Annotated in this window: 23 protein-coding genes; 20 read left to right on the top strand and 3 right to left on the bottom strand. The window is 47.9% G+C overall.

What is annotated here, in order from left to right:
• Positions 1–2 precede the first annotated feature (2 nt).
• The 11 genes from CI595_RS17345 (at position 3) to fba (ending at position 11734) form a co-directional block, all read left to right on the top strand.
• The gene (locus CI595_RS17345; RefSeq protein WP_095174896.1) at positions 3–2687 is read left to right on the top strand and encodes an ABC transporter permease; all 2685 of its coding nucleotides are present in this window, start codon (positions 3–5) and stop codon (positions 2685–2687) included.
• Positions 2688–2807: 120 nt separating this feature from the next.
• Positions 2808–2975 (top strand): hypothetical protein, encoded by a 168-nt coding sequence (locus tag CI595_RS26135; protein ID WP_156087476.1) that lies wholly within the window; start codon positions 2808–2810, stop codon positions 2973–2975.
• Positions 2976–3064: 89 nt separating this feature from the next.
• The gene (locus CI595_RS17340; protein WP_095174895.1) at positions 3065–4105 is read left to right on the top strand and encodes a DctP family TRAP transporter solute-binding subunit; all 1041 of its coding nucleotides are present in this window, start codon (positions 3065–3067) and stop codon (positions 4103–4105) included.
• A 13-nt stretch (positions 4106–4118) separates the two neighbouring features.
• Positions 4119–4598 (top strand): TRAP transporter small permease, encoded by a 480-nt coding sequence (locus CI595_RS17335; RefSeq protein WP_095174894.1) that lies wholly within the window; start codon positions 4119–4121, stop codon positions 4596–4598.
• Positions 4598–5881 carry a TRAP transporter large permease gene (locus CI595_RS17330; RefSeq protein ID WP_095174893.1) on the top strand — a complete coding sequence of 428 codons (1284 nt, stop codon included), beginning with the start codon at positions 4598–4600 and terminating at the stop codon, positions 5879–5881. The genes CI595_RS17335 and CI595_RS17330 overlap by 1 nt, the downstream gene beginning before the upstream one ends.
• Positions 5882–5896: 15 nt before the next feature.
• Positions 5897–6754, top strand: coding sequence for a transketolase (locus tag CI595_RS17325; protein ID WP_095174892.1), 858 nt, complete (start codon positions 5897–5899; stop codon positions 6752–6754).
• A 19-nt stretch (positions 6755–6773) separates the two neighbouring features.
• Complete coding sequence (locus CI595_RS17320) at positions 6774–7709, top strand: transketolase family protein (RefSeq protein WP_095174891.1); 936 nt, start codon at positions 6774–6776, stop codon at positions 7707–7709.
• A 17-nt stretch (positions 7710–7726) separates the two neighbouring features.
• Positions 7727–8485, top strand: coding sequence for an SDR family NAD(P)-dependent oxidoreductase (locus tag CI595_RS17315; RefSeq protein ID WP_095174890.1), 759 nt, complete (start codon positions 7727–7729; stop codon positions 8483–8485).
• Positions 8486–8586: 101 nt separating this feature from the next.
• On the top strand, positions 8587–9315 hold the full coding sequence (locus CI595_RS17310; protein ID WP_095174889.1) for a FadR/GntR family transcriptional regulator: 729 nt from the start codon (positions 8587–8589) through the stop codon (positions 9313–9315).
• Positions 9316–9538: 223 nt separating this feature from the next.
• Entirely contained in the window at positions 9539–10762 is a 1224-nt protein-coding gene (locus CI595_RS17305; RefSeq protein WP_095174888.1) for a 6-phosphofructokinase, read from the top strand.
• 36 nt (positions 10763–10798) lie between these two features.
• Positions 10799–11734, top strand: a complete 936-nt coding sequence (gene fba, locus CI595_RS17300; protein WP_095174887.1) for a class II fructose-1,6-bisphosphate aldolase — start codon at positions 10799–10801, stop codon at positions 11732–11734.
• A 124-nt stretch (positions 11735–11858) separates the two neighbouring features.
• Here fba and CI595_RS17295 read toward each other — a convergent pair whose 3' ends face one another.
• Both CI595_RS17295 and CI595_RS17290 read right to left on the bottom strand, forming a co-directional pair.
• Positions 11859–12881 (bottom strand): amidohydrolase family protein, encoded by a 1023-nt coding sequence (locus tag CI595_RS17295; RefSeq protein ID WP_095174886.1) that lies wholly within the window; start codon positions 12879–12881, stop codon positions 11859–11861.
• A 16-nt stretch (positions 12882–12897) separates the two neighbouring features.
• The gene (locus CI595_RS17290; RefSeq protein ID WP_095174885.1) at positions 12898–13503 is read right to left on the bottom strand and encodes a TetR/AcrR family transcriptional regulator C-terminal domain-containing protein; all 606 of its coding nucleotides are present in this window, start codon (positions 13501–13503) and stop codon (positions 12898–12900) included.
• A gap of 196 nt (positions 13504–13699) precedes the next feature.
• Here CI595_RS17290 and CI595_RS17285 point away from each other — a divergent pair, with 196 nt between their 5' ends.
• The 9 genes from CI595_RS17285 to CI595_RS17245 all read left to right on the top strand — a co-directional run bounded on the left by CI595_RS17285 (position 13700) and on the right by CI595_RS17245 (position 25098).
• Positions 13700–13999: a hypothetical protein gene (locus tag CI595_RS17285; protein ID WP_095174884.1), complete on the top strand. Its 300-nt coding sequence runs from the start codon at positions 13700–13702 to the stop codon at positions 13997–13999.
• Positions 13996–16086 carry an efflux RND transporter permease subunit gene (locus CI595_RS17280; RefSeq protein ID WP_095174883.1) on the top strand — a complete coding sequence of 697 codons (2091 nt, stop codon included), beginning with the start codon at positions 13996–13998 and terminating at the stop codon, positions 16084–16086. Before CI595_RS17285 ends, CI595_RS17280 begins: the two co-directional genes overlap by 4 nt.
• Positions 16070–18040, top strand: a complete 1971-nt coding sequence (locus CI595_RS17275; RefSeq protein WP_095174882.1) for a hypothetical protein — start codon at positions 16070–16072, stop codon at positions 18038–18040. The genes CI595_RS17280 and CI595_RS17275 overlap by 17 nt, the downstream gene beginning before the upstream one ends.
• 209 nt (positions 18041–18249) lie before the next feature.
• Positions 18250–20175, top strand: coding sequence for a putative bifunctional diguanylate cyclase/phosphodiesterase (locus CI595_RS17270; RefSeq protein WP_095174881.1), 1926 nt, complete (start codon positions 18250–18252; stop codon positions 20173–20175).
• Between the two features lie 41 nt (positions 20176–20216).
• Positions 20217–21551 carry an MFS transporter gene (locus CI595_RS17265; RefSeq protein WP_162291908.1) on the top strand — a complete coding sequence of 445 codons (1335 nt, stop codon included), beginning with the start codon at positions 20217–20219 and terminating at the stop codon, positions 21549–21551.
• Between the two features lie 62 nt (positions 21552–21613).
• Positions 21614–22375, top strand: a complete 762-nt coding sequence (locus CI595_RS17260) for a MerR family transcriptional regulator (RefSeq protein ID WP_095174879.1) — start codon at positions 21614–21616, stop codon at positions 22373–22375.
• A 225-nt stretch (positions 22376–22600) separates the two neighbouring features.
• On the top strand, positions 22601–23242 hold the full coding sequence (locus CI595_RS17255) for a GNAT family N-acetyltransferase (protein ID WP_095174878.1): 642 nt from the start codon (positions 22601–22603) through the stop codon (positions 23240–23242).
• Positions 23226–23672, top strand: a complete 447-nt coding sequence (locus tag CI595_RS17250; protein WP_095174877.1) for a GNAT family N-acetyltransferase — start codon at positions 23226–23228, stop codon at positions 23670–23672. The genes CI595_RS17255 and CI595_RS17250 overlap by 17 nt, the downstream gene beginning before the upstream one ends.
• 331 nt (positions 23673–24003) lie before the next feature.
• The gene (locus CI595_RS17245; RefSeq protein WP_095174876.1) at positions 24004–25098 is read left to right on the top strand and encodes a KamA family radical SAM protein; all 1095 of its coding nucleotides are present in this window, start codon (positions 24004–24006) and stop codon (positions 25096–25098) included.
• A 252-nt stretch (positions 25099–25350) separates the two neighbouring features.
• Here the strand turns inward: CI595_RS17245 and CI595_RS17240 are convergent, their stop codons facing one another.
• On the bottom strand, positions 25351–26013 hold the full coding sequence (locus tag CI595_RS17240; protein WP_095174875.1) for a Crp/Fnr family transcriptional regulator: 663 nt from the start codon (positions 26011–26013) through the stop codon (positions 25351–25353).
• Positions 26014–26066: the final 53 nt, after the last annotated feature.

Below are 26066 nucleotides of genomic sequence, written 5' to 3'. Positions count from 1 at the left end.
CCATGGAACTTAGGAACAACAACAGGGAGGTTATCCGGGAACTCGCGCAGGCCAATGACAGGAAGAACAAAGGGAGGAACCGTGTCCTTACACTGGCGGCAGCTCTGGCTGTGTTCATGGTATTCGGCGCATTCAGCATTGCCAGGGGTAAAATGGACGCGGACTATCTGTTATACGCCAGAAACGGGGGAAGTGTTGCCAGCCTTTCACTGGAGAACGGTTCGGAAAAACAGTATGAAAAAATAAAGACACTGGATTATGTGAAAAATACAGGGGTGGAAAATGATTTTGCCGTCTGGCAAAAAGAGGGGGTCCCTGTGATGGGCTGTACGGTTCTTGACAACACAGCCTTTGAAAAGCTGCAGAAGCCGGCTTATACAGATGTTACAGGACATTACCCCAGAGAGAAAAATGAGGTAATGCTGCCGCTTAGAGGGCTTGAACAGCTTGGAATAGAAAAGCCTGCTGTGGGTATGACCTTGGATGCAGAACTTTTTCAAAACGGCAGCAGGGAGAGCATGGAGGACAGCTTTGTCTTATCCGGTTACTATAAGGATTATGTAAACCCATTGCTGAATGCCCCCATTGCTTATTTTTCCGAGGCATATCTTGAAAGCCTGGGGATCTCCAAATTTCCTGCCAGCTATATCCTCATGGAACAGGACGGGATTCTTGCAGACGGAGAATTTATGGAGGAAAAGCTCTATGAGGATGTGCAGACGGAATCTGTTGCCCAGCAGTTCATTGGGATGAACTCCCTGGCCTTTACGGTTGTGGAGGATTTTGCGGGCAGCTATCTGGTTGCGTTTCTCTGCAGCGTTATGATCCTGGGCGGTGCGTTTCTTTTGATCTATAATGTGCTTTCCATCACACTTGGCAATGACATACGGCAGTACGGACTGCTGAAGACCATCGGTACGACCAACAGCCAGATCCGGAAGATCGTATTCAGACAGACCGGAAAAGTGATCCTTGCCGGATGCCTTATAGGGGCAGCGGTGGGCTCTCTGGTCATGAAGTTTGTCCTTCCCGGGACGCTTGGGGAATTATATCTGCATGGGATGGGAAGTGCCAGGGGCATGACCGGTTTTTATCCCGGTTTTTTGGCAGTCAGCGTTGTGTTTGTGAGTATGACGACTCTGCTGGCAGCCGGGATCGCTGTCCGCAAAGTGATGAGGCTCAGTCCTATAGAGTCTGTCCGCTATGAGGAGACGGCATCTGTGGCAGCAAGCCATACCGGAAGCCGATTGAGACGCACTCTGCACACCCAGGATAGCACCCGTCAGGGCAGAGGAAGAGGAAGGCGCCGCGGGGATGGCGCGTCAGTGGCAGAGATGGCCTGGAGGAATGTGGTCCGTTCCAGAAGACGGTTTGCAGTTACCCTGCTTTCCCTGAGCGTTGGATGCATTTCCGCTCTGGGAGCAGTGGTCATCAGCAGGGGGACAGACATAACAAACAGCATTGAGGAGCGTCCGGATTTCGATATCAGTACCTTTGTAAATATTGTGCGGGATGCCGGTTCTTCTGCATATGATTGGGAGGATGATACCCCGGTCATTACAGAAGAGATAAGAGACAAGATACTGGCAGTGGATGGGATTTCCGCTGAAAATACAAGCTATACAAAAGGCTGCTTTGCCATGCTTGATATGCCTTCTGACACTAATGGCACAGAGGATAGCGGGGACGAAGCCCTTCTGCCCCGTTTGAAGTCTGTATATGGCACCATGGATGTTAATTTTTTTACTACTGTGCAGATCGTAGATGATGCCTTTGTAAAAGAACTGAGGGAGTATGTGGATGCGTATGGCATAAAAGCAGATGTGGACAGTCTGGAAAACGGTACAGGCGCCATGCTCCTGCACACACATGAGCTGTCAAAAGAACTGCAGGAGGACGCCGACAAAACCATTGGGAAGCCTCTGCACTTTTACAGCCTTTCGCTTTTTGAGGAGATGGTGGATGACAAATACCTGAAAGGGGAACTCACCTGTGCAGGATATCTGGACATATCAAAAAAACATTTTCCAAAACTGAGAATGACATCCCACGGAAGCGGCATCAACTATTTTATCATGACAGAGAAAGCTTTTAAGAGCCTGGAGTTTAAAGAAAAGATTTTCGGCATACAGATAGATGTGGACAGGCAGAAGGAGCCTCTCATCAAACAGGAACTTACGCAGATCATACAGCAGGACAACAGGAACAGAAGTGAAGCACACTATATCTATATGAACAGTAAATCAGATGCTCTTTTGGATGCTTCCTCCTATATCCGGGCAAGCAGGATCGTTATGGGTGCACTTAGTGTCCTTTTGGTGGTCATGGGAATTGCAAACTACTTTAATACACTTTACACAAGCCTTTCAGCCAGACAAAAAGAGCTGGCCGTTATGGAGAGTGTGGGAATGACAAGAAAACAACTGGGCAGGCTGGTGGTTTTGGAAGGGGCATTTTACGGTCTGAGCGTGATCGGGATCCTGCTTACATTTGGCTCCGCAGTTCTATGGATCCTTGGAAAAGCCATAAAACAGAACCTGCTTTACTTTAAATTTTATTATCCCTGGGCTTGGATGGGAGGCATCACCGTGTGTCTGCTCCTTATCTGCATATTGACTGCAGTCTGCATGTACAGGCGGATGACAGAAAAAAGCATAACAGAACGTCTGCGGAGGTTTGCAGACTAAAATGCGCCGATCACACATTTCCGCATTTTGTGTATCCTGCCGCTGTGCCGCATAAAAAAATCTATATATTTCTGTAACGAAATCAATGCCGGAAGCTCTTATGGGTAAGGAGGACGAAAGATGCAGGATATGGAGCAGATCTACACAAAATATGCTGTCCAGGTATACAAGTACCTGTTCAGACTGGGACAAAGGAGAGCTGGCTTACTCAGCTCTCCTTTTGTGCATAATGTACAGGAGATGGGATTGGATATTGTACATATAATGGAATCTAACGAAAACTATTGACTTTCCAAACATGGGATGTTAGGATGTATTCATAGAGAAAAACAACCAACGTAGGATGTAATGAAACGGGGAACTTAAAGGAGGTATTTATGAAAGCTAGGGTGTTAAGCCTGCTGCTGGCGGGGGCGGTTATGACGGGGCTGCTTACGGGGTGCGGCGGTGCTGAGAATGTGGAGGCTTCAGGGGAAACCGGGAATGGTTATCAGAAGATCGAACTGGTCATGGCAGTGAATGGAACGGACATTCAGATTGACTCCAGAGTAGCAGATAAATTTGCGGAGCTGGTGGAAGAAGCATCCGATGGAAATGTGACCATTGCGGTGTATCCCAATGACCAGCTTGCCGGAGGAAACTCTACAAAGGGAATCGAGATGATAGCAGGCGGGGGTGTGGACCTGGCAGCCTACGCCACATGTGTAATGGCAGTCATAGACGAGCAGTTATCTGTGGCAACCATTCCTTGGATATTTGACGATTACAAACATGCAAGAGAGATCATTGACGGTTCTGGCGGCGAGTATTACGCAGAGCGTCTGGAGGCCAAAGGGATCACCTATCTGGGTTCTTTCCACAATGGTTTCCGCCAGATCACAAACAGCAAACGCGAGGTGCGTACACCGGAAGATGTAAAGAGACTGAAGATCCGTGTGCCGGGCAGTGAAGTCTATATGAAGTTCTTCAAAACTTTAGGGGCTGATCCGGTGGCAATGAGCTGGAGCGAGGTCTTCACAGCCATCCAGCAGGGAACCATCGACGGGCAGGAAAACGGCATCTGTATCACGGAATCTGCCAAGATGGATGAGATCCAGGACTATCTCACATTGTGGAATTATACATATGAAAACGATTTATTTGTAGCAAACACGGAGATCTGGGAATCTCTGGAGCAGGAGACAAGGGAACTCCTTCAGGAAAAGGCAAAAGAGGCCTGTGAATGGGGAAGAGATACGGTGGAGGAAGAAGAGGCAGCCATTGTGGAAGAGTTTAAATCCGAGGGTATGACGGTAACGGAATTAAACGCAGAAGAACTGGATGCCTTTAAGGAAGAGATCCGTGGTGTAAAACAAGAATTTATAGACAAATACGGCGAGAAGGCCTGTAAGGCTTTCCGGATAGAGAGCGAAGAGTGAGGGAGGAAATGAAATGCGGATATTTGACAAGATAGAGGAAATACTGGCGGCTGCCTGTCTGATCGTTATGACGATCCTCACATTTGCCAACGTGGTTGCCAGATACCTGTTCAGTGCATCCTTTTCTTTTTCGGAGGAGATCACGACCTACCTCTTTGTACTGCTGAGTATGCTGGGCACAGCAATAGCGGCAAAACGGAGAGCGCATCTGGGCCTGAGCATTGTGACCGATGCGGTAGGACCCAAGGTGGAAAAGGTGTTAAAGATCATAGGTTATTTTGTGGCAGTTTTGTTTACCGGAGCTATTTTCTACTACGGGATCCTCATGGTGAGGAATCAGAGGATCCTGGGGCAGGTCACGGCAGGTATGCAGTGGCCGGAATGGATATTCGGTTCCTTTGTGCCGATCGGTGCATTCTTTGCAGCCATTCGTTTTTTACAGGTTTTGATAGAAGAGATTAAGAGAAATCCCGAAGAGGAGGTAAGCAAATAGTGGTAGCAGCAATCCTTTTTATTAGCTTCGCCGTACTGCTTCTCATGGGAGCGCCCATAGCGGTGTGCCTCGGTACTTCCAGCGTGGTAGCCATGATCGCCCAGGGAGCAGGAAGACCGCTGGATACGGTAATGAGCAGTCTTCCCATGATCGTATCGGCGTCAACCAGCAAATTCGTATTACTGGCAATTCCTTTCTTCATCTTAGCAGGAAATATTATGGAGAAAGCGGGAATATCAGAGAAACTTATCAAACTGGCTGAGGCCTGTGTAGGCCATATCAGAGGCGGACTTGCCATTGTATGTGTCATTGTTTCCTGTTTCTTTGCGGCTATTTCCGGTTCAGGACCGGCAACTGTGGCGGCACTTGGAGTTATCGTTGTGCCGGCCATGATCAAATCAGGCTATAAACCTGCGTTTTCAGCAGCGTTAATGGCAGCGGCGGGAGCCATAGGGGTCATCATTCCTCCCTCCATAACCTTTGTGGTATATGGCTCCATCGCCGATACATCCATCGGTGAACTGTTTATTGCAGGACTTGTTCCGGGTCTTTTGATGGGAGCGGCACTGATGGTGGTGGCTCTTGTGGTAGGAAGAAGATCCGACCTGAAGACACTGCCGAAAGCCGGCAAAAAGGAGCGCTGGCTGGCATTTAAAGATGCATTTTGGGGACTTATGATGCCGGTTATTATCCTGGGCGGTATCTATGGTGGTATTTTCACCCCCACAGAGGCAGCGGCAGTATCAGTTGTGTACGGATTGTTTGTAGGGATTTTTGTTTACAAGAAGATAAGGCTGAAAGAGTTTTATGCCATACTTCTCGATACTACATCCACCACAGCCACGGTCATGTTTATTACAGCGGCAGCCAGCCTGTTCGCATATGTACTTACCAGGGCAAGACTGGATGTAGCCATCAGTTCCGCACTTCAGAGTGCAACAGGCGGAAATGTGATCGTTTTCTTTATTATAGTAAATATTATCCTGCTGATCGCAGGCTGCTTCCTGGATTCCACGTCCGCTTTATATATCTTTACCCCGCTGTTCGTGCCGGTGGCACAGGCATTGGGTGTGGATCTGATCCACTTGGGCGTGGTGATGATCGTCAATCTGGCGATCGGGCTTTTCACTCCTCCGGTAGGGGTAAACCTCTATGTGGCATGCGGTGTGGGCAATGTAAACTTAAAGCAGATATCAAAAGCAGTGATCTCATTGATCATAGCAGCACTGATCGTATTGCTGCTGGTAACCTATATACCTAAAATCTCATTGTTATTCTTATAAAAAGGAGCGAGGAATATGAAAAATGTAAGCGTTGAAGAACTGGAAAGAGAGAGTATTGAATTAAGAAAAAAGGTGATCACCATGATTCACAAAGCGAAATCCGGTCATCCCGGCGGGTCACTGTCCGCAGCCGACTTTGTGACAGCCCTGTATTTCAGGGAAATGAATCTGGACCCGAAAAACCCCAAATGGGAGGATAGAGACCGTTTTGTCCTTTCAAAAGGCCATGTGTGCCCGGTACAGTATGCGGCCCTGGCGGCCTTGGGATTCTTCGATGAATCGGTATTGGGTACCCTCCGCCAGGAAGGTTCTATCCTGCAGGGACATCCGGATATGAAAAAATGCCCCGGCATTGATATCTCCACCGGTTCCCTGGGTCAGGGACTGGCCTGCGGCGTAGGGATGGGCATTGCGGCGAAGAAAGATGACAAAGATTACCGTGTATTTGTAGTGGTGGGCGACGGCGAATGTCAGGAAGGCGAGATCTGGGAGGCAGCGCAGACCGCACATAAATATGAGCTGGATAATCTGGTGGTATTTGTGGACAACAATAACCTGCAGCTTGACGGCACCACCGATGAAGTTATGCCTAATATCAATCTGGGTGAGAAATTCAGGGCCTTTGGTTTTGATACTTACGAGATTGACGGACATGATATGAAACAGATCGTGGACACCTTAGACAGGATCCGCATGAGAAAGAACGGAAAACCAAAATGTATCTTTGCCAACACAGTGAAGGGAAAAGGCGTTTCCTTTATGGAGAACCAGTGCGGATGGCATGGAGTTGCGCCAAATGACCATCAGTACCAACAGGCAATGGACGAACTGGATGCACAGCTTAAAAAACTGGAAGTCAGAAAATCAGCATAAGCGGATGGAGGATAAGAATATGAGTGAGATAAAAAAAGCGACCAGAGATGGTTTTGGTGAGGAGATTGTAAAGCTGGGTAAGCTGGACAACGATATTTATGTAGTGGATGTTGATATAGGTAAATCCTGCAAGACAGGGGAGTTTCGCAAACAGCTTCCCAAACAGTATCTGAATGTGGGAATCGCTGAACAGAACGCGGCCGGTGTTGCGGCAGGCCTTGCCACCTGCGGAAAGGTTCCCTTTGTTGTGACCTACGCTGTGTTCGGTTCCCTGAGAATGTGTGAGATGATCCGCCAGGAAATCTGTTATCCCAAACTGAATGTAAAAATTGCCTGCTCCCACGGCGGTGTTACCCCGGCAAATGACGGCGCCAGCCATCAGAGCATTGAGGACATGGGTGTTCTGCGTACCATCCCCAACATGACGGTTCTCATGCCTGCGGATTACAATTCAGCCAAGAAGCTGGTAAAAGCAGCAGCAGAATATGAAGGACCTGTCTATCTGCGCTTTACCAGGGATGCGATTCCGGTCATTTATCCGGAAGACGCGGAATTTGAGATCGGCAAAGCCAACAAGTTAAAAGACGGAAAAGATGTCTCCATCATTGCCAACGGGGATACCGTATCCATTGCCATGAAAGCGGCAGAGCAATTGGAAGCGCAGGGTGTATCCGTTAAACTTTTGGATATGCACACCATCAAACCGCTGGATGTTGACGCGGTTATGGAGTGTGTAAATGAAACAGGCAGGATCATCACTGTGGAAGACCACAATATTATGAACGGCCTGGGCAGCGCAGTCAGTGAAGTGGCGGCAGATACAGGGAAATGTGTTGTAAAACGTATCGGTATCCAGGACCAGTTCGGCCAGTCCGCCCCTTATGAGAGACTGCTGGAAATGAACGGGATCACAGTGGAAAATATAGTAAATACAGCAAATGCATTAGTAAAATGATCAGGAGGATAATAAAAATGTTTGAATTTGACGGACAGGTAGTAATTGTAACAGGAAGCGGCTCACCCAAAGGGATCGGAAAGACCATTGCAAAGACATTTGCAAAACAAAAAGCAGCGGTTGTGATCGCAGATATGAATGAGGCTGGCGTACAGGACACCGTAAATGAGATCAAGGCTGAGGGTGGGGAGGCCATGGGTGTGACAGTAAATGTCACGGACGAAGCTTCTGTTCAGAAAATGGTGGATGACATCATGGATGCCTACGGCAGGATTGATGTGCTGGTAAACAATGCGGGAATTTCCCAGAAGGTGACAGTTGAGGACATGACACTGGCGGATATAAGAAAAATCTTTGAGGTCAATATGTTCGGTCTGTTCCTCTGTACACAGAAGTGCATGAAAGTCATGCGTGAACAGAAATACGGAAGGATCGTAAACCTGTCTTCTGTATCCGGAAAAAGAGGCGGCGGTGTATTCGGCGGAGCGCACTATTCTGCTTCCAAGGCGGCTGTACTTGCATTTTCCAAAAACCTTTCAAGAGAGATATCAGCGGAAGGCATCACAGTGAACAGTGTATGCCCCGGACTTATTAATACGGAAATATGGAAGTCACTTCCAAAAGAAGACGCAGACAAGATTATTGACGGAATCCCCATGGGACGTCCGGGGGAGACCCAGGAAGTAGCAAATGCCATAGTATTCCTGGCATCCAAAGAGGCTTCTTATATAACAGGCGAGGAGATTGACATCAACGGCGGCTCACATATGGATTAAGCAGTACAGATACCCCTTATTTTATCCGGCCCCAATAGACAAAAGCCGACTTTTATGGTAGTATGTAGGTTGTAGGATAAACCGATAAAGGGGTGAGTAAAATGCAGAACATCAGTTATTTAAAAAAGGTAAACAGTGAATCAGTAGTACAGCAGGTGATCAATGCGCTGACGGAAGCCATGCTTAACAGGGAACTTCGTCCCGGAGATAAAATACCCACAGAGGCAGAGCTTGCCGAGAGTATGGGTGTGGGAAGAAACTCTATCCGAGAGGCCATTAAGATCCTGGTATACCTGGGAGTGCTTGAGATCAGGCGGGCAGAGGGAACCTTTGTCTGTGAGGGATTTTCCGAGAGCATGATCGACCCTATGATTTACGGTATTATTTTAGACAAAGAGGATTCATATGAAAATCTTATGGAACTGCGTGAACTGATAGAGGTTGGTGTGATGCAGCTCGCCATGCAGAAGATTCAGGAAGACGATCTATATATACTGAAAGAGAAGCTGAACCGCATGGAGAAAGAGATTGACAAGGGGCCGGAGAACGTGGAAAATGCTTTCTGGGCCGACAATGAATTCCATAATACCATATCAGACATGGGGAAGAATCCCCTGGTGAATAAGATCAACCAGGTGGTGCGGGTGCTGACCCATTCCATGAGACTGAAAACCGTTGAGACAATGATCAAGACGGGAAGAGGCCGGGAATTATTTGAAGCACACCAGAAGATCTATGAGATGATGGCAAACAAAGTGACAGACAATCTGAACACGGCTGTAAGAAAAACATACTTTTCTGATATTACTTTTACAGATGCAGAAAAGTAGCCCTCGTTCAATTTCCGCTTGCAGCCATTTGCGGATGCCCTGTCCATTCATTGTTATATCGGTGAATGGGCAGGGTATTTTTATATGTTTTCTGAGAATATTGCGGACACATTTCTTCACACAGAATTCTCAGGTGTCAAGAGGCATCAAAGAAGGATTGATCTGATCGAAGGGGATAGTGCCTGAACAGACTGGCGAAAAATAAGACGGAGGTATTTCGATTATGGAGCTTAAAAATTTACTTGTGGGTCAGTCAGGAGGACCCACCGCTGTTATTAACAGCAGCCTCTACGGTGTTGCCGCGGAGGCACGGCTGCACCCGGAGAAGATTGGAACATGCTATGGCATGGTGAATGGTATTGAGGGTTTTTTGAAGGGCAGGGTCCTGGATTTTGATCAGGCACTTCCCGGGGAGGAACTGAAAGGCCTTCTGACAACACCGGGTGCCTATCTGGGTTCCTGCAGATATAAACTGCCTGAAGATCCGGACGACCCGGTATACAGTAGATTATTTGAGAAGTTCGAGGAGATGGGGATTGGATATTTTCTTTATATTGGCGGAAATGATTCCATGGATACAGTGAGCAAACTGTCGCGGTACGGGAGGAAGACAGGCAGCAGCATTGTGGTCCTGGGGGAGCCAAAGACCATTGACAATGATCTTGTCTTAACGGACCACACGCCGGGATTCGGCAGCGCCGCCAGATATGTGGCATCCACTGTGCGGGAGATTGCCGTTGATGCAGGGGTGTATGACACCAGATCCGTGACGATCGTGGAGATCATGGGACGGCACGCAGGCTGGCTGACAGCGGCGAGTGTGCTGGCAAGAAAATTTACGGGGGATAACCCTCTGCTTGTATATCTTCCTGAGGTACCCTTTGACAAGGAAGCCTTCCTGGAAAAGATAGAGGAATGTTTTTCTGTAAACAATGCGGTGGTGGTGTGTGTCTCGGAGGGGATCCGGGATAAAGACGGCGTATTCGTATGTGAGTACGACAGTGAAGCGGGACTGGACAGCTTTGGGCATAAGATGCTGGCAGGCTGCGGCAAATATCTGGAACGCCTGGTGCGGGGAAGACTGGGAGTGAAGGCCCGCTCTGTAGAATTAAACGTAAGCCAGCGCTGCTCCGTCTCCATGCTGTCAGCCGCTGACCGGCAGGAAGCTGTTATGGCCGGCAGGTACGGAGTGCAGGCAGCGCTTAACAAAGAGACAGGCAAAATGATTTCTTTTATCAGAGAAAGCGATGTCCCGTACAGCCTGGTATGCGGTCTGGAGGATGTCGACCGCATCTGTAACAAGGAAAAAACGGTTCCGCTGACCTGGATCACAGGGGAGGGAACCGATTTAAGTGAGGATTTCCTCAAATACGTGAAACCGCTGGTGAAAGGAAATGTGCAGATTCCGGCAGACGAAGACGGCCTCCCGCGGTTTGTTTATAGGTGACCGTTTGGCAGAAAACAAGAAGAAGGAGAATTTATTATGGGATTAGTGACCACAAAGGAAATGTTTCAGAAAGCTTATGAGGGCGGCTATGCCATCGGAGCCTTCAATGTAAATAATATGGAAATTGTTCAGGGAATCACAGAGGCGGCAGGCGCGCTTTGTTCGCCTGTGATCCTCCAGGTATCAAAAGGCGCCCGGGCATACGCCAACCACACCTACCTTGTGAAACTGGTGGAGGCCGCCTTCATAGAAAATGATATTCCCATGGCCCTCCATCTGGACCATGGACCTGACTTTGCAACCTGCAAGGCCTGCATTGACGGCGGGTTCACCTCAGTGATGATAGATGGGTCACAATACGATTTTGATAAAAATGCGGAGCTTACCAGGCAGGTTGTGGAATACGCCCACGAAAAGGGTGTGGTGGTAGAAGGGGAGCTGGGCAAGCTGGCAGGTGTGGAAGATGACGTAAAAGTAGAGGCATCAGACGCCATGTACACTCACCCCGACCAGGTGCAGGAATTTGTGGAGCGCACAGGGGTTGATTCCCTGGCAATCGCTATCGGGACCAGCCACGGCGCTTTCAAGTTCAAACCGGGACAAAAGCCGCAGCTCCGCTTTGATATATTGGAAGAGATCACAAAACGTCTCCCTGATTTTCCCATTGTTCTTCACGGTGCTTCCAGTGTGTCCCAGGAGTATGTGAAGATCATTCAACAGAATGGGGGAGAGCTGGCTGACGCCATAGGCATTCCGGAAGATATGCTGCGCCGGGCAGCAAAATCTGCTGTATGCAAGATCAATATTGACTCAGACCTGCGTCTTGCCATGACCGCCGGTGTGCGCCAGATATTGGCACAGAATCCTTCCGCCTTTGACCCCAGAGAATATCTGAAAGCAGGAAGAGCCAATGTAAAAGAACTGGTGGCGCATAAGATCGTAAATGTTCTGGGAAGCGATCAGAAAGCCTGACAACAGACGCCCGGAAATGTGGGGTTGTGAGGGAGCAATAAAAACCGAACTTGGTGGTTATCCGAACTGCTAAATAACCGCCGTTACAAAGAAACGCCAGAAGGCTTGAATCTATATTCACCATCTATACCTCTTTAGAATGAGCAGAGCCTTTTGAGGAAAACAACCGGATTGCATTCTCCCTTTTCATATTGTCTAAGGCATCCCCTGTATAGTGAGCTTCCACTTCCTGTACAAATTTTTTGCCGGAGTTTAAAGAAGCGTAAAAGGAATCGCTTCCAAACAAAGTATGGTTTGGTGCCAGCTTTTCTACCGCGGAGAATGCAGGATCATGGCAGGAAAGCGCACAGTCAAAATAGAACCGCCCAAAATAATCATACACGGGTTTGGAAAGACTGCACCATCCGTCATAAACATATGCAGGCAGCGTTTGTTTGGCTTTTCCGGGCCTTTGATTGCCGGGAAAGCATTCATTCAACCGCCAGGCTAAATAAGGCAGGGTACCGCCCATATGGGATAAAATCGGCTTTATATTCGGACACCGCTCAAGTGTGCCGCTGAATACCAGATTAGAAGCTGCACGGGTGGTATTGAAGCAAAATTCCTGAAAATAGTCGTAGGGTACATACTCGGGGCGTTTAAATACCTCGGCGTCGAGGGGAATGCTGGGGTGAATATACAGGACTGCCTGCCTCTTGTCCAGCTCGTCAAACAATGGGTCAAACATCCGATTGCCCAAAAACTCATCTCGATAATTTGACAGCAGTCCCACTCCATCCAGCCTCAAAACATCAAGGGCATAGATTGCCTCCTCAATGGCTCCCTCGATGTCAGGCAGCGGAAGCACCGCAAATGCGCCGAATTTACCCGGGTAATTGGCACATAGCTTTGCCATATATCCATTTAACATGCGGGCCTTTTGGCGTCCTAAGGCCCGGTCTTTTTCCACGATGGGATAGAGTGCAGGTTCAGAAAGGGAACAATAGGCCTTTTCAATACCCAAAGCATCCATAAGCTCCAGACTTTTCTGAGGGCTCCAGCTTCCTATTGACAAGCCGCCGGATTTTTCGATGCCGGCCTCGGCAAGCGCCGCTTTGTATTCCTCCGGAATGATATGGTGATGAACATCAATAAAACCGTTTGTCATCAATGTTTCCTCCTTATTATCTTTCATAGTCTTCAGATGGTTTTTTCGCTTCGGCGGCCTCTGTTAACACCGCAGGCAGAGAGGTGCGTATGATCAAGGAGAGATATTGCAGCACTTTCTCCCGATCATATTTCTTACGGTCTTTTACCCAATCGATCAGGACGCCTGCCAAAGCTTCGGTATATAGATTACAGAGAAACTCCCTGAAGTCTGTGGAAACAGATAGGCCGAGGTCTTTTTCAGTGGCGTCTATCAGCGTCCCTACAATGCCGATAAAGTCAGTATAAAAAAACCGTTTCATCCCATCTCGTCCCATATTGTCATAGGCGCAGTTAAGAATATGTGCGTTTGCTTCTACATAATCAAGCACAAACAAAATGGCGTCTCTATAATCCACCAGCAGATCAAAATGCTTTACCACTTCTACCGCTTCCTGTTCCAGCATCCATTTGAGCAAAGCATAAATATCTTCAAAATGATAATAAAATGTCTTTCTATTTACATTGCAGTCCGTAATGATATCGTTGACTGTTACTTTTTTCAGCGGCTTTTTTTCCATCTGATTCTTCAGCGAAGCGGCTAACGCTTTTTTTGTTGTCAGGGCAATTTCTGCATGCTTCATAGGCAGCCTCCTTTCTTAAAAGTATACATCTGTCCGTCAAATTTTCAATGGACAATCTCGGTCATTTGTCCGGTAAATTTGATGGTCAATCAGCAGTGTTTTGTCCGTATTTGCCCAGATGACCCCATATTGACCGTGTTATCCGGGCTTTATTCCCGCTATACTGCCATTGTAGTGACGGAAAGGAGAACATGATATGGAACGAATATTTAACATTCAAATGATGGTCCCTCTGGGGCGCAGGATTGGTACCTTATCATTTAAAACAAGCGGCGGACAGGATATAGACGGTACGCTCAGCCTGTTTCAAAACGAAACGCCGTTCAAGGGCAAGCTGACACCGGCCGGAGAAATTGCTTTCTCAGGCCGGATGATTACACTGACAAGGACATTTCCCTATCAGGCGCTGGGCAGAGTGGACGGTACAAAAATAAAATTGGAGGTAGTCGGGGATGACAGCTGCTTTAACGTCTTTGGCGAGGAGGCTGATTTATGAAACGATTCTATCAAAAAATCACAAGCCGCCCAAAGCTTATCCTGATAAGCTTCGGCATATTGTTTCTCATATGCCTTACCTGCAAACCGTTTATCTCAGTCAACTATGATATGAACGACTATCTCCCTTCGGACAGCGCTTCCACTATAGCGCTTGATACCATGGAGCGGGAGTATGAGGGCGGAATCCCCAACGCCCGCGTCATGATTGAAAACGTGTCCGTTGCACAGGCGCTCCAATATAAAGCACAGATTGCGGCGGTGGACGGCGTTACAGATATTACCTGGCTCGATGATGTGGCAAGCATAACGCAGCCCCTTTCCTTTTTGGACGGAGACACCCTTGATACCTATTATAAGGACGGGAACGCATTGTTTTCCGTTACAGTATCAGAGAATAAGCGCATTGACGCTTTAGACAAAATCCGCGAAATCATCGACGACGAGGGCGCTATGACCGGAAGCGCCGTATCCACCGCGACGGCGACGACAAGCACGGTATCGCAAATCCCAAAGATTGCCGTATTCGGCGTGCTGTTTGCGCTGCTTGTGCTGATTTTAACGACAACCTCCTTTGCGGAGCCGTTTATTGTTCTGCTTGGGCTTGGCTTGGCCGTTATCATCAATGGCGGAAGCAATTTGATCTTCGGCGAAATATCCTTTGTCACCAATGCCGCTGGAAGCATCCTACAGCTTGCGGTGTCCCTGGATTATTCCGTGTTCCTGCTGCACCGTTTTGCGGAATGCCGCAAAGAATTTTCCGACCCCAAGGAAGCCATGGTGCAGGCGCTTTGCGGCTCCACTACATCCATTTTATCCAGCGGGCTGACCACTGTCATCGGGTTTCTCGCCCTTTGTCTGATGCGCTTCAAAATCGGCCCCGATCTGGGAATTGCGCTGGCCAAGGGCGTTGCCATCAGCCTGATTACGGTATTTGTGTTTATGCCGGTCTTTATCCTTGCAACCTACAAGTGGATTGATAGAACACAGCACCGCCCGTTTGTTCCGTCCTTTCAGAGGTTTGGCAAGGTTGTTTCTAAAATGATGATACCGATTGTCTGTCTCTTTGCGGTGGTGATTGTTCCAAGTTACCTTGCTTCCAATTCCAACAGCTTTTATTATGGAGCCTCTCATATTTTCGGGAGTGAAACACAGCTTGGCGCGGATACCGGGAAAATTGAGGAGATATTCGGGAAAAGCGATACCTATGTTTTGATGGTGCCAAAGGACAGCGTCGCCACACAAAAAAAGCTGTCCGATGCGCTCCACACCCTGCCGGAGGTCAAGAGCATCCTCTCCTATGTGGATTCGGCGGGAGAAACCATACCGGAGCAGTATCTGGATACGGGAACGCTCTCCAAGCTGAATTCCAACCATTATACAAGAATGCTTTTGAGCGTTGATACCGACTACGAGGGAACGGCAGCCTTTAATTTAATCGAAACCGTGCAGCGCACGGCAGAGGAGTACTATCCGGGTACATGGCTGCTTGCCGGAGAAGGCGTTTCCACCCACGACCTGATGAATACCGTCACGGCAGATATGCTAAAGGTAAATCTGATTGCCATTGCCGCCGTATTTGTCGTCCTTCTTCTCACGACAAAATCCATCTCTATCCCCATTATTTTGGTGCTTGGCATCGAGACGGCGGTTTGGCTTAACCTCTCCATTCCGTATTTTACGGGAAGCACGGTTTTTTATATCGCCTACCTGATCATCAGCTCCATTCAGCTTGGGGCAACGGTGGACTACGCCATTCTCTTTACGGACAGATACAAGGAATACCGGGAAACACGGCAGAAAAAGCAGGCCATTATTGACACTGTTTCCGCCGTGACCGTTTCCATCATGACCTCTGCCAGCGTCTTGACAGTAGTCGGATTTTTGCTGGGAGCAATCTCGACACACGGACTCCTGTCGCAGCTGGGCTATTTTCTCGGCAAGGGAACCCTATGCTCGCTTGCCATCGTTCTATTCGTCCTGCCGGGACTGCTCTATCTGTTTGACGGGCTGATCCAGAAAACTACAAAGGGTGCAAAATTTATCAATATCCAAAGGGAGAAGAAAGCATATGAAAAAAAACACTAAATTTACCGCCGCCTTACTGGCAGTTGTTATGGCCTGCTCGCCAGCTGTCCCCGCTTTCGCCGCAGAAGCAGCCAGTGAGAAGGAGGAAGTCATCTATATCATCACCGACGCAGGCGGGCATGCTGCAAGCGTAAACGCCGTCAATATTTTCGGAGGCGGAGATATCGTCGACTTCGGTGATTACAGTGATGTGAAAATGCTGACCAGCACAGAGCGCATCACCCAAAACGGAGACAAAATCACCTTTAGCACGGATGACAAGAAGGTCTATTATCAGGGCACAATGGAAAACACCGAAATCCCTTGGGACATTTCAGTACGATATTATCTTGACGGAAAAGAGTACAGCGCCTCAGAAATAGCTGGTCAAAGCGGAAAGCTTGAAATCCGCTTATCTATTGCAAAAAATGAAAAATGCAAGGGCGATTTTTTTGAGAATTACGCTTTGCAGGTAAGCGTTACGCTGGATACCGGAATTTGTGAAAACATTATTGCTTCCGATGCAACCATGGCCAATGTGGGTGACCACAAGCAGATTACCTATACAGTCTTGCCGGGCAAGGGTCTTAACAGCAGCATAACTGCCGATGTGGGCGAATTTGAAATGGACGCCATCTCTGTCAATGGAATTAAACTGAACCTGAATGTTGAGATTGATGATGCCCAGCTGATGGATCAGGTTTCACAGCTGATGGACGCAACCAAAAAGTTAAACGACGGCTCCGATGAGCTCATTTCCAACTCGGAAACATTGAAAACGGGAAGCAGCAGTCTCGATTCGGGACTTTCCTCTGTGCATAGCGGCGTCGCGGACTTAGACAACGGCATTGCTACTCTGCAAGAGGGTATTTCTTCGGCACAGGCGGCTCTTGATACCTTGAACGGTAAGTCCTACGATCTGATAAACGGTTCTGCTCAAATGAAGTCCGCGCTAGAGACAATTCAGACGAACCTTTCCGACCTCTCTGTTTCCGCCGATCAGCTGGCGGAGCTTACAGGGGCTTCCGGCGCCATAAAGCAGGGGATCAGCGATTTATATGACGGTGCATATGCCTTATGGCAAAACCTTGGCTTTGCGCAATATAAGGCTATCATGGCACAGAATGGTTTAGATATAGACGCACTGCAAACAGGTAACACACAGACCATCAATGACCTTTCGGCACTCATCGCATCCCTTCAGCAAACAGTGGCACAGCTTGAAAATGTACCGGGATATGAAGAGCAGGTGGCGCAGTTACAATCACAAATTACATCCTTGCAGAGCGTGATCCGGCTTCTTTCCGGCAACAATGCCGCCATAGGGGGGACGGAAGATTATCTTGACAATCTAGCGGCAGGCATGGATTCTCTGTATCAAAACCTGGGGGTTTTGAAGACGCAGTATGAGCTTTTTGATACAGAAATCGGAGAATTGGCCGGCACCCTCAGTGATATGCTTGTGAAGCTTTCGGCGTTATCAGGCGGGATTGACCAGCTTGTAACAAATTATGCGTTTCTGGACAGCGGTATCAGTGAATACACTGGAGGTGTTGCGCAGCTGGCAGCCGGATACACGCAGATTGTTGACGGCGTATCCTCTCTTGCAAGTGGAAGCAAAACGCTGCTTTCCGGCAGCAGTGAGCTGAAAAACGGCGCGGGAGAGCTGTACGATGGCATTGCTGCCTACTGCGACGGCGTATCAGAGCTTGCCGACGGGACCAATGAACTCTACACAAAAACCGATGGGATGGATACACAGGTACAGGAGCAGATCGATGAGATCCTCGCTTCCATAGGCGGGGAGGAAACCGAAACGGTTTCCTTTGTGTCCGGTAAAAATACGAATGTCAATTCCGTTCAGTTCGTTATGAAAACAGAGGCAATTGAAAAGGCGGAAGTTATCACAAATGATATGAAAGAAGAAGCTCCGCTTAACTTCTGGCAGAAGCTGCTTCGACTGTTTGGAATGTAAGGGGCTACCCATCGCTCAAGGCGATTCTGCATGGATTTTTGCCTGTAACTGTGAGGGCTTCATTATACCAAAAGATCGCTGAAGTCTTACGACCTCAGCGATTTTTCTTTTAAGGTTTTTTTACAGTCCCATTTTTTATTTATAGGTTGATTATGTCCCGGATTAATTATAAAATAGCCTTATAAGTCGTACATAATCGAGGAAAAGATATGCAGTGGAATATTGTGGCGGAGTGTATTTCCGGAATCAACCTTATTATCATCTGGTTTTATTCAAGGAAAAGTAATCTGGTCCCTTCGTTGAGGAACCGTCTGTTTCAATTCTGTTTTTTAGTGACCTTTTGCGCTATGTCCTTTAACATCGCGTCCACCATTATGATCGCCTACCCTGACAAATTTCCATATCTTCTGAACTGGCTGGTGACAACCGTTTATTTTGTAGCCACCCCTCTTATGGGAATGGCCTATTTTTTCTATACCTTAGCCACCGTGTTTGAAAACAGAGGGAATCCTCCAAAGATCTTGGCATGGACTGCTCTTCCCGGGGGCATCTATTTTCTGCTGGTCCTCTGGAATCCGTTTTCAAAAGTATTATTCAGCATCAGTAAAGAGGGAGCGTACACCCGGGGGCCGCTCATCTCTCTGACTTATGTTATATTTTACCTGTATGGCGTGGCAGCCATGGTGGCGGTTGTTGTTTGGAGAAAGTACATGGAACGGGCGATCAGAAGGATACTGGCTATATTCCCCATGATCGCGCTGGTGGTCATTGTTGTCCAGCAGCTTTACCCCACCGTGATCCTCTCCGGCTCTGCGGCCACCTGCGCGCTGCTGATCATTTATCTGTATCTGCAGAATAAACAAAACTCTGTGGATTATCTTACCGGCCTGCCAAACCGGCAGGAATTCCTGAAAATGATGGAACTGCTGATCGGAAGATCCAAGTATTTTAATATTACAGTGCTCTCCCTGAGAGGGTTTAAACGCATCAATGATACCTATGGACAGCATACCGGGGATTTGCTTCTCCAGGAAATAGCATCTTATCTTAAAGACATTTCAGAGCCTCACTGCCTGTACCGTTTCAGCGGTGATGAATTTGCCATTTTATCCTATGGGCCTCTTGATGCCGGTATAGGCACAAAAGTGGAAAAACTGGAGCAGAGGATGCAGCAGGCCTGGACCTGGGAGGAAAATAACTGTGTTGTCCCTGCCGTGATCGGAGTTGTGGGGTATCCCGAGTGTGCCAATACAGTAGAAGATTTGATCAGCGGAATTGAATATTCCGTATCCATGGCAAAGGGGGCGTCAGGCACCAATGTTTATTTCTGCGGACCCGAAATGCTGGATTCTTTGCATAGGCGCCGGAAGATCGTGGAGATACTGGAGGAGAACCTGAAAAATAACAGTTTCTCTGTCTTTTATCAACCTATCATTTCTACCTCTACAGGGAAGTATACAGTTGCGGAGTCTCTGCTGCGCATACCGGATTCACCCATTGGACCCCTCTATCCCAATGAATTCATACCCATTGCGGAGGAGACAGGCATGATCGTGGAGATCACCTATCAGATACTTGACAAGGTATGCGGGTTTATCAACAGGCTGTCCCGGGAAAATATTGAATTTGACGGAGTGCATGTGAACTTTTCCGGCCGGCAGTTTTCCCAGATTGGCCTGGCAGAAAAAGTGGCAGAGATCATTGAAAAGAACCACACTCCTTTTTCCAGGATCAAGATAGAGATAACAGAGAGTATACTTGCAGAGAATGCGGAGGCGGTGGAAGAATTTTCCCTGGAAATGCAGAAGCGGGGGGTTCTCATTGAACTGGACGATTTTGGTACCGGATACTCCAATATTGTGTCAGTCATGAACACACCTCTGGATACAGTTAAGCTGGACAAAAGCCTTATCTGGTCTGCCATGGAGAAAAGGGAGACGGCAGCTATGGTCAAAAGCCTGTCAATCGTTTTTCACGAGATGGGACTTCAAGTCCTTGCGGAGGGTGTGGAGAACGAGGAGCAGGAGAGCTTTGTAAAAAGCTGCGGGATAGATTACATTCAGGGCTTTTATTTTTCCAGACCCCTTCCGGAGGAGGAAGCCTTTTCTTTTATAAAAAATGCGCAGAGCCTGTAGTCCTATATTTTTAGCGGGCAATGCATACGGAGGATGGAACCATGGAAAAGAGACCGCTTACAACAATGGAGAAGCTGAGCTTCGGAGGCGGTGATGCTGCCAACTGTATTACGTTTGGGGTGACTTCAGCTTACCTGTCTTACTATTATACCGATACGGTGGGGATTTCTGTGGCGGCTGTGGGCCTCATTCTGGGAGCTGCCAGGATCATTGAGGCTTTTACCAACCTGGCTACCGGTGTGGCTATTGATAAGGTCCATTCGCGGCTGGGCAGGACAAAACCGTTTCTTTACGCAACCACCATACCGCTGATGCTGTTTTTCTTTCTCATGTTTGCAGTGCCGGATGTATCTGCGGCAGGTAAGACAGCATTCGCGTTCTTCACCTATCTGATGTTTTGTATTCTTTATGCTGTGAATAACACAGCCTATGGTACACTTCTCTCCTTGATGACCGGCAATGTAAAGCAGAGGAGAAGCATCAATAACTATAAGCTTATGGGGATTGGAGTGGGAAGCATGATATCCAATGCCTGTACCCTTCCCCTTGTGGCTCTTTTGGGGGGCGGCAAAAAGGGGTACATTTTTACCGGACTTGTATTTGCGGTGATAAGCGCAGTTTTTCTTATGAACTGTATGGTCCAGTGCCGGGAGAGAATTGCTGTGCAGTCTGAGCAGGTGAAAATTTTGGATGAGCTGCGACATGCCCTCAAAAGCCGTTCCTGGACAGCCCTCTGCGCTGTAGCACTTCTTATTACCTGCGCGCTCACGCTGCGGACTTCCGGGATTGTCTATTATGCCAAATATGTGCTTGAGAATGAAGACCTGGCAACCCTGCTTCTGGCCATGTCGCCCATATCCATGCTGGTCAGCTCCCCGTTTATCGGGCAGGTGCTTGACCGGGTGGGGAACAGGAAATGCATGGTCCTGGGGAGTATGGGAATGATACTCTCTATACTGGGTATGGCAGTTTCCGGCAGAAATGTGGCAGGACAGGTTGTGTTTAATTTTCTCTGCGGCGTGGCCTCCAACCTTTGTACAGGCCCATTGTATTCCGCATGTTCCGATACTATGGATGAGGTGGAGTATCTGACAGGGGAAAGGCCTCAGGGAATCATGACTTCTGTGATGATGTGCACCAATAAGCTGGGAATCGCGTTTGCACCCATCATCTCCTCCATTGTTTTGGGGGCAGGCGGTTATACAGCCGGCAGTGCCCAGTCTGCAAAAGCCCTTGCGGCTATCAAAGGAAATGTATTCTGGATCCCGGCTGTACTCTCAGGACTGGGAATTCTGGCTGCACTGTTTTTTGACCTGGATAAAAAGCACGGAACCATAACGGAAGTTCTGGAAAAGAGAAGAAATAAAATTTCTTAAAAAAAAGTATTGACATTCACGCTGCGTAAACCCTTATCCTTTCAAGTGAAGGAGGTGGAAAGATGGAATATACAGTGAACCGGCTGGCACAGGTATCCGGGGTCAGCAAGCGGACACTCCGGTATTACGACGAGATTGGATTACTCAGGCCCGAACGGGTAAATCCAAACGGCTACCGCATCTACGGGCAGATGCAGGTGGATCTGCTGCAGCAGATCCTGTTTTACCGTGAGCTTGGCCTGCCCCTGGAAGAGATCAGGGAGATTGTGAAAAATCCCGGATTTGACAGGGAGAAAGCCCTGGAAGAACATCTTACAGCCCTTCTGCAGAAAAAAAGACAGACTGAGATCCTGATCTACAATGTCAGGAAGACTCTGGATTCTATGAAAGGAAGAGCTATTATGAGCGACAAAGAAAAATTTGAAGGATTTAAACGTGATCTGATAAAAGAAAATGAAGAGAAATACGGCAGGGAGGTGCGTGAAGCCTACGGGGAGGAAGCTGTTGAGGCGTCCAACAGGAAGCTTGCGGGTATGAGCAAGGAAGAGTGGAAAAAACAGGAAGATTTAAGCGGGGAGATCATGGAAACCCTGAAGGCAGCCATGGCGGAGGGAGATCCGGCAGGGAAGACTGCGCAGAAGGCTTGTGATCTGCACAGGCAGTGGCTGTGCATGTTCTGGAGCGACAGCGCATATTCCAGGGAGGCCCACAGAGGAATGGGAGAGATGTATGCAGCGGATGAGCGGTTCAAGGCTTATTACGACCGGATTCAGGACGGAGCCGCTGAATTTTTGAGGGATGCGCTGAATATTTATTGTTCCTGATCCGTATATTTGACTCCCAATGGGATCGGCAAATGCCGGTAATTAGTTAAAAGGCATGGTGTTCTGTGAATGCAAAATCACAGGACCATGCCTTTTTAGATTGGATTCATGCATTTTTCATAGTTTATTTCTTGACCTTACAGCTGGTGTATAGTTTAGAATAGCATATGACAGCAAATAAAGCCGGGTACCCCCGGAATAGGGGGCGGCATTTAATGAGGTGGAATGATGAAACAAAGAAAGTTGAATGTAACTTACAGGGATTTAGAAAAAAAGGATTATCCCTACATTGAGAAGATTATCAGGGACACATGGAACTATGACAGCATCTGCGACAAGCCGTCCACAGCAAAGCAGATGGCAAAGGTATATCTGAGAGGCTGTCTGACACAGAAAACCTTTGCCAGGGTGGCTGTCTGCAGGGACAGGGTTGTGGGGATCATTATCGGGCAGTATAACGGTGACAGGAAAATGAATGTGGGTATGCACATAAAAAGTTTTTTCAGCGGCCTGAGACTGATGCTGTCCGGGGACGGAAGGAAAGTGGGCAGACAGTTCCGGGGATTTGACAAAACAGACAAAGAGATGTTGGAAGGCTGCGGAAAGAAGTTTGACGGGGAGGTTGTATTCTTTGCCGTGTCAAAGGCAGTCAGAGGCTGCGGCGTGGGAAAGGAACTGTGGGGACAGTTAAGAGGCTATTTCCGGGCCAAAAACGCAGAAGGTGTCTATGTCTATACCGATAATACCTGTAATTATAAATTTTATGAAAGCCAGGAGTTTGAGCGCCTGGACTGCCGTGAACTGTTGGTGAGTCCCCGTGGGCAGAGATTCCGTCTGGAGATGTATCTTTATGAATATAACTTTTAAACCGGTCACAGAGGAGAACAGAGCAGATGTCCTGCAGCTTAAGGTGGGAAAAGGGCAGGAGCATTTTATTGAGAGTGTACAGCAGTGCCTGGATGAGGCGGATAAAAGGAAAAGCTGGAGACCTGTGGGAATCTACCACGGGGAGGAGCTGGTGGGATTTGCCATGTACGGATTTTTCTGGGAGTATTTTCCGGTCGGTCGGGTCTGGATGGACAGGCTTTTGATCGATGAGAAATATCAGGGAAAAGGATATGGCAAAGCAGCACTGCACCTTTTACTGGAACGGCTCAGAAAGGAATACGGCAGAAAGAAAATATACCTGAGTGTTATTGAGGGAAACGATGTAGCTGCCGGTATGTATAAAAATGCCGGTTTCCGATTTACGGGACGCAGGGACCTTCACGGGGAGCATATCATGGTTTGTGAGTAACGGTTCAGTACCATCACAGTTACACGCAAAATCCATGCAGGATCGCCTTTGGCAATGGGATTTTCGCCTGGCTGCGGAATGCTTTGGTCAGCGCAGTGAATGCGCAGACCTACTGGATGGTTACGTTTGTGAACAGAAATAGGCCGCAAAAAAACAATCTATTTGTCATAATCATACACGAAAATATAAACATTTTGTAAATATTGGATAAAAATTAAAGGAAAAATGATGAAATCTCCAAGGAAATTTAGTACAATACTTTTATACAGTGTTTACGATGTGAAAAAAGGCAGCATTCGGCTGTCAGGAAGAAGAAAGGGGAGACATGATTATGGCAGATTGGAAAGAGTTATTAAAAAACGGATACGATGATGTCAGGGAGCTTGCAGGACGCCTGCATATTACAGAGGAGGAGCTTCCTGCGCTTTGTAAGATTCAGGATATGTTTCCCATGTTTGTGAATCCTTATTATTTGTCTCTTGTGGACGAAAATGACCCGGAGGATCCCATAAGAAAACTCTGTATCCCGGCAGATGCGGAACTGAAGGCCGGAGGCGAGATGGATACCAGCGGTGAGCATGATAACACAGTTATGACGGGTATGCAGCATAAGTATGATGCCACGGTGCTGATACTCTCCACAAATCAGTGCGCCATGTACTGTCGTCACTGCTTCCGCAAGCGCCTGGTAGGGCTGTCAGGTGATGAGATCGCGGAGTATATCAGCGAAATGGCCCAGTATGTGCGGCAGCATGAGGAGATCAATAATGTGCTGGTGTCCGGCGGAGACGCGTTTCTCAACAGCAACCGGACCATTAGAAAGTATTTGGAGGAATTTTCAGGGATCGAACATCTGAACCTGATCCGGTTCGGCAGCAGAACCCCTGTGGTGCTTCCTCAGAGGATCACCACAGATCCGGAACTGGTGGATATGCTTACTGCGTATGGAAAGAAGAAACAGATTTACGTTGTCACCCAGTTCAACCATCCCAGGGAGCTGACGGAGGAGGCGGCAGAAGCCGTACATACCCTGATGCGTGCCGGAATTGTAGTGAAGAACCAAACAGTGCTGTTAAAAGGGGTAAATGACAGGCCGGAAATCCTGGGCAAACTTCTGCAGGAGACCACAGCCATGGGTATTATTCCCTATTATGTGTTCCAGTGCAGGCCTGTGACCGGAGTACACAGCCAGTTCCAGGTGCCTCTGCATGAGGCCTTCCGCATTGTGGAGCGCGCAAAACAGATGCAGAGCGGCCAGGGAAAATGTTTCCGCTATGTCCTCTCCCATGTAACCGGCAAGATTGAGATCTTAGGTGAGATGGGGGACGGCAATATGCTGTTTAAATATCACCAGGCAAAAGATGAGAAGGACAGAGGACGTATCTTTACCAGTAAGATTGGGGAGAAACAGTGCTGGCTGGAGTAAAAAAAGGCCAGTCCGTATCGAGATACTTTCGCAAATCAAAAGGATAAACAGTGCTGGCTGGAGTAAAAAGGACATTTCGCATGAGGAAGTGTCCTTTTTAGTTACAGATTCATTTTACAGCAGATAAGTCAATCCATTCGGCGGTATTGCACTCCTTATATTAATGCGCACCTATTTTTATTAATAATGGTGTAGTTTAATATATTGCACTCCAATTAACCTGCCAAGTAAATAATGTGGAGAAAATCATTTTCAGCAGACTGTGAACTGATTCTTCTGAAATTCAATCAGACCCTCATCCTTCATTTTATACAATTCCACCGTCATGGAGCTTCTGTCAACAGACAGATAGTCTGCGAGCTGCTGCCTGTTAAAGGGAATGGTAAAAGTTCTGGTGCCCTGAAGCCTTGTCTGCTGTGAAAAGTATTCCATCAGTTTGGCACGGATGGTGTGAGGTGCCAGGCAGTCTATTTTTCTGGAAAAATGGAGGTTCTTTTCTGCCAGTACACCGAGTAGATTTTGGATCAGTCTGGTATGAAAGCGGCAGGCTGAGGAACAGGTAGTCAGCACGCGTTTCAGATCCAGAAACAGGATTTCCGTATCAGCCGCGGCCAGAGCTGTGCCGTCAAAAGCGGCCTGAGGAACACAGGCATAAGTTTCCCCGAACAGGTCCCCCGGACCCAGCCGGGCGAGCAGAGATTCCTTTCCCCAATAGCTTTCCCTTACAATATGGACGTTGCCTTTCAATATAAGCCCAATCTGTGAGATCTGGTCGCCCCATCGGAAGATGGAGGCGTCCTTTTTATATTTTCGTATAGTTCCTGACAGACAGTCCAGCATGGTGCCAAGTTCATCTTCAGTGATTCCCCGAAATAAAGGGGAGTGTTTTAAATCTTTTATGGGATATGCGCGCATAAATGTTAGAATCCTTTCTTGCTTGTTGTACCTACAACAGAATTATTGTTTTT

Source organism: Blautia hominis, from assembly GCA_002270465.1.
Lineage (GTDB): Bacteria > Bacillota > Clostridia > Lachnospirales > Lachnospiraceae > Blautia > Blautia hominis.
This window is presented reverse-complemented; position numbering and strand designations above follow the sequence as displayed.

Coding starts and splice junctions, on each gene's coding strand:
- CI595_RS17325 (WP_095174892.1), top strand. CDS start 5,897: ATGAAAAATGTAAGCGTTGAAGAACTGGAAAGAGAGAGTATTGAATTA.
- CI595_RS17245 (WP_095174876.1), top strand. CDS start 24,004: ATGGCAGATTGGAAAGAGTTATTAAAAAACGGATACGATGATGTCAGG.
- CI595_RS17275 (WP_095174882.1), top strand. CDS start 16,070: ATGAAAAAAAACACTAAATTTACCGCCGCCTTACTGGCAGTTGTTATG.
- CI595_RS17280 (WP_095174883.1), top strand. CDS start 13,996: ATGAAACGATTCTATCAAAAAATCACAAGCCGCCCAAAGCTTATCCTG.
- CI595_RS17285 (WP_095174884.1), top strand. CDS start 13,700: ATGGAACGAATATTTAACATTCAAATGATGGTCCCTCTGGGGCGCAGG.
- CI595_RS17345 (WP_095174896.1), top strand. CDS start 3: ATGGAACTTAGGAACAACAACAGGGAGGTTATCCGGGAACTCGCGCAG.
- CI595_RS17250 (WP_095174877.1), top strand. CDS start 23,226: ATGAATATAACTTTTAAACCGGTCACAGAGGAGAACAGAGCAGATGTC.
- CI595_RS17315 (WP_095174890.1), top strand. CDS start 7,727: ATGTTTGAATTTGACGGACAGGTAGTAATTGTAACAGGAAGCGGCTCA.
- CI595_RS17270 (WP_095174881.1), top strand. CDS start 18,250: ATGCAGTGGAATATTGTGGCGGAGTGTATTTCCGGAATCAACCTTATT.
- fba (WP_095174887.1), top strand. CDS start 10,799: ATGGGATTAGTGACCACAAAGGAAATGTTTCAGAAAGCTTATGAGGGC.
- CI595_RS17340 (WP_095174895.1), top strand. CDS start 3,065: ATGAAAGCTAGGGTGTTAAGCCTGCTGCTGGCGGGGGCGGTTATGACG.
- CI595_RS17255 (WP_095174878.1), top strand. CDS start 22,601: ATGATGAAACAAAGAAAGTTGAATGTAACTTACAGGGATTTAGAAAAA.
- CI595_RS17310 (WP_095174889.1), top strand. CDS start 8,587: ATGCAGAACATCAGTTATTTAAAAAAGGTAAACAGTGAATCAGTAGTA.
- CI595_RS17295 (WP_095174886.1), bottom strand. CDS start 12,881: ATGACAAACGGTTTTATTGATGTTCATCACCATATCATTCCGGAGGAA.
- CI595_RS17320 (WP_095174891.1), top strand. CDS start 6,774: ATGAGTGAGATAAAAAAAGCGACCAGAGATGGTTTTGGTGAGGAGATT.
- CI595_RS17305 (WP_095174888.1), top strand. CDS start 9,539: ATGGAGCTTAAAAATTTACTTGTGGGTCAGTCAGGAGGACCCACCGCT.
- CI595_RS26135 (WP_156087476.1), top strand. CDS start 2,808: ATGCAGGATATGGAGCAGATCTACACAAAATATGCTGTCCAGGTATAC.
- CI595_RS17290 (WP_095174885.1), bottom strand. CDS start 13,503: ATGAAGCATGCAGAAATTGCCCTGACAACAAAAAAAGCGTTAGCCGCT.
- CI595_RS17265 (WP_162291908.1), top strand. CDS start 20,217: ATGGAAAAGAGACCGCTTACAACAATGGAGAAGCTGAGCTTCGGAGGC.
- CI595_RS17335 (WP_095174894.1), top strand. CDS start 4,119: ATGCGGATATTTGACAAGATAGAGGAAATACTGGCGGCTGCCTGTCTG.
- CI595_RS17260 (WP_095174879.1), top strand. CDS start 21,614: ATGGAATATACAGTGAACCGGCTGGCACAGGTATCCGGGGTCAGCAAG.
- CI595_RS17240 (WP_095174875.1), bottom strand. CDS start 26,013: ATGCGCGCATATCCCATAAAAGATTTAAAACACTCCCCTTTATTTCGG.